We start from the raw sequence: 3,106 nt of genomic DNA, 5'->3' as shown, positions 1-3,106 counted from the left end.
ACTCCCATACATCGAAGGGAAATTATTTCTTAAAGTGAATCGGAAGAAAACAGAAGTGGCTCATATCAGCAAGGTAAAGTACCTTGGATACAGCTTTTACAGACACAAGGGAAAATGCAGATTAAGAGTACACCCGAAGTCAGTGGAGAAGATGAAAAATAAAATCAGAGAACTGACAGACAGAAATAATGGCATGAGCAATGCGAAAAGAGAAGAAAAGTATCAACAGTATGTGAGAGGTTGGGTGAACTACTTCAAACTTGCAGACATGAAAGCACTTCTCCAAGAAATAGATAAGTGGGCAAGACGAAGAATAAGGGCAGTCTACTGGAAACAGTGGAAGAACTTGCATGTAGCAGAAAAGGTTATTGGAGAATGGCAAAGGTGCTGAACCAAATCTTTTCAAATAAAATAATAGCCAAGCTGGGATATACCTCCATGCTTGACTATTATTCAATAGTTTATGAAAACTAAGGAACCGCCTAGTACCGAACGGTATGCTAGGTGGTGTGGGAGGTCGGTAGATAAAATAATTATCTACCTCCTACCCGATTTTTAATAAGTTTATTAATCTTTTAACTGAAACTGTTTCATTAGTGATTTAAGCATCTGAGCCTGACCTGCCATCTCCTCACTTGCAGCCGCACTTTCTTCCGAAGTGGCGGAATTGGTCTGAACCACGCTTGCAATTTGGTCAATACCCTGTGTAACCTGGGTAACTGCAGTGGCCTGCTGTTCCGTGGCAGTGGAAATCTGGTAAACAAGTTTAGCCACGGTCTGGGATGACACAACAATACGATCCATGGATTCCTTTGTTTCTTTGGCAATGTGATTGCCGGATTCAATGGAATCCAGCGCCCGTTCAATCAGTGCAGCAGTATTCTTGGAGGCTTCCTGACTCTTGTTGGCAAGATTACGTACCTCATCTGCAACCACAGCAAAGCCTTTGCCTGCATCACCGGCTCTTGCGGCCTCTACGGCTGCGTTCAATGCCAGAATGTTGGTCTGGAAAGCAATGTCTTCGATCGTCTTTATTACCTTACTGATTTCAGAAGAAGCTTCGCTGATGGTATCCATTGCGGAATTCAAATGCTCCATCCGTGTTTTTCCGAATTCTACCTCTGCAGAGGTAGTTTCCACCTGAGCATTTGTCTCTTTTGCATTCTCAGCGTTCTGATTGATATTGCTTGAGATATCATTGATGGTTGCCGCCAGTTCCTGAATGGAGGATGCCTGTTCCGTCGCTCCCTGACTGAGCGCCTGGGCACTGCTTGCAACCTGTTCGGCACCGCTTGCTACCTGATCGGAAGCCTGAGTGATTTTACTCATGACATTGTTAAGAGAATCAGTAAGATCCTGAATGGAAATCTGGACTTCACGGAACTCTCCTTTAAATTCTTCCGGATCGTGAGGAATATTAAAGTCTCCGCCAGCCATGCGCTGTGTTGTAACGGAAATATAGTTCATGTAGTAGGAGATGCGTTCCATCATGGTTCTCATGCTTTCGGCAAGATGTCCCAGCTCATCGTTAGAGCTATATTCCAGATGACAGTCTAAATTGCCCTGTGCCATCTTATCGGCTACGTCTTTTAATTCATCAATCGGTTTGATTATTCCGCGTGTGATATAGACCGCAATTAATACGGAAGTTACAATGGAACCCAGTATAATAATGACCATGATAATGATAAATACATTGGTCTGTAATTCCAGCCGGTTTGATTTTGCAATACCGTCGTTGGATTTATTCGCCAGCATGGTATTGATGGTGTTGGCGATATCAGCAGCGAGAGGAGCGGCCTGACTGCGGAAGTAGGCCATGGCTTCCTGTGAGGATTTACCTGTAAGTTCAATGGTATTGTTACGAATATCCTCGTACCTCTTCATTTTCTCTGCCAACTGGCTGTAGAGCTCTTTCTCAGCTGGAGTATTCATACGGCTCTCCACCTGCTTCATCATCCGGTTGATGGTATCAATCTGTGTGTTTAAGGTCTGATTCTGTTTTTCAGTTTCAGATGTATTCTCTGAGAAGATTATGTATAAAACTGTAGCGCGATGCGCCTGAAATGCCTGCCCAAGACTTCCGATATCTCCCTGTGCAAAGCCATAATCCTGGAGTTCAATACTATACTCCTCATTAACGGTATGAATGAGCAGGATTCCTATGGTTCCTGCAAGACCTGAAAATAATACTACAATAAGAAATGCAAGTAATAACCGTTTACCAACTTTTAATTTTTTCAGCATGTCTTTTCCCTTCTTAGCCATCGTATTTTGTTATACCTCTATTCCATAAAAATTCTTAAACCCACTGTAAAATAATCCCCAACGTAACAACATTATATAACAATGGTAAGAATTAGTAATATCCAAAATATGGTATTATTGCAATATTATAATTGCTTTATTGACAATAGTCAAGAAGGATGGTATCTATGCTTTTTACGATGTCAATATGGATAATCTTTTGAGCGGGTATGATTATTTGAAGTAGGTTGAGAGTTATGGGGGGAGAGTTGGGACAGAAACACATTAACCGAGGGATAAAATGTTATATAATTTTATACATTAATGTTTCTATTAATGAGAATGTTTCTTACGCTGTCTCTGATAAGGTCAGGAACTTCTTCAATTGATTTGTAGATTTCTCCTGTTTTAATGCTCCGCTCAATCAGATCTGCATATACATTGGCAATTGATTTCATATCAGGTGTACCTGATAATTTATCACTTATTTCTGTCAGGGTGTTCTTTAGTAATACTAAAATGTAATTCATAGAAAGCTTTAATTCATAAATATCTGTAAGTAGATTTTGGATTTCTACTATTTTTTGATTAAGATTTTCTATCAACTCTTTTTCTGTAGGGATATATTCAACCGGCATTTTTGTACCATCCTCCAAAATATGGTAGAATATACCTCCTTCATACAAGTCTCCAATAGCAGTAGCGTATCTGCTTGAATCGACAGCAAAGGCATCATTTCCATATGAGGCTTTTGCTAATGTGTCTGCTAATGAATAGTCATCGGCTACAATAATGTTTTTTACCACATTTTCGAAAATGATTGCATAGATGTTATTTGACATAATAATCTCCATTCCGC

General features: G+C 40.2%; 3 protein-coding genes. 1 reads left to right on the top strand and 2 read right to left on the bottom strand.

The genetic code is table 11. The features are described 5' to 3' along the window. Positions 1 to 391 (top strand): group II intron maturase-specific domain-containing protein (locus tag DS742_RS24240; protein ID WP_278336096.1); only part of this gene is annotated, 391 nt, incomplete at its 5' end. A gap of 176 nt (positions 392 to 567) precedes the next feature. On the opposite strand, the gene DS742_RS24235 is transcribed toward DS742_RS24240, so the two are convergent. Both DS742_RS24235 and DS742_RS24230 read right to left on the bottom strand, forming a co-directional pair. Then, the gene (locus DS742_RS24235; protein ID WP_170313572.1) at positions 568 to 2,247 is read right to left on the bottom strand and encodes a methyl-accepting chemotaxis protein; all 1,680 of its coding nucleotides are present in this window, start codon (positions 2,245 to 2,247) and stop codon (positions 568 to 570) included. A 314-nt stretch (positions 2,248 to 2,561) separates the two neighbouring features. Further along, the coding region (locus tag DS742_RS24230) for a hypothetical protein (RefSeq protein WP_117419515.1) at positions 2,562 to 3,106 on the bottom strand (545 nt) is incomplete at its 5' end.

The organism is Lacrimispora amygdalina (genome assembly GCF_003432035.1).
GTDB lineage: Bacteria > Bacillota > Clostridia > Lachnospirales > Lachnospiraceae > Lacrimispora > Lacrimispora amygdalina.
Note: the sequence above shows the minus strand (reverse complement) of the source record. Positions and strands in the feature narration are given on the sequence as shown.

What these genes read in the sequence shown, in the direction of transcription:
- DS742_RS24235 (WP_170313572.1), bottom strand. Translation starts at nt 2,247, where the DNA reads ATGCTGAAAAAATTAAAAGTTGGTAAACGGTTATTACTTGCATTTCTT.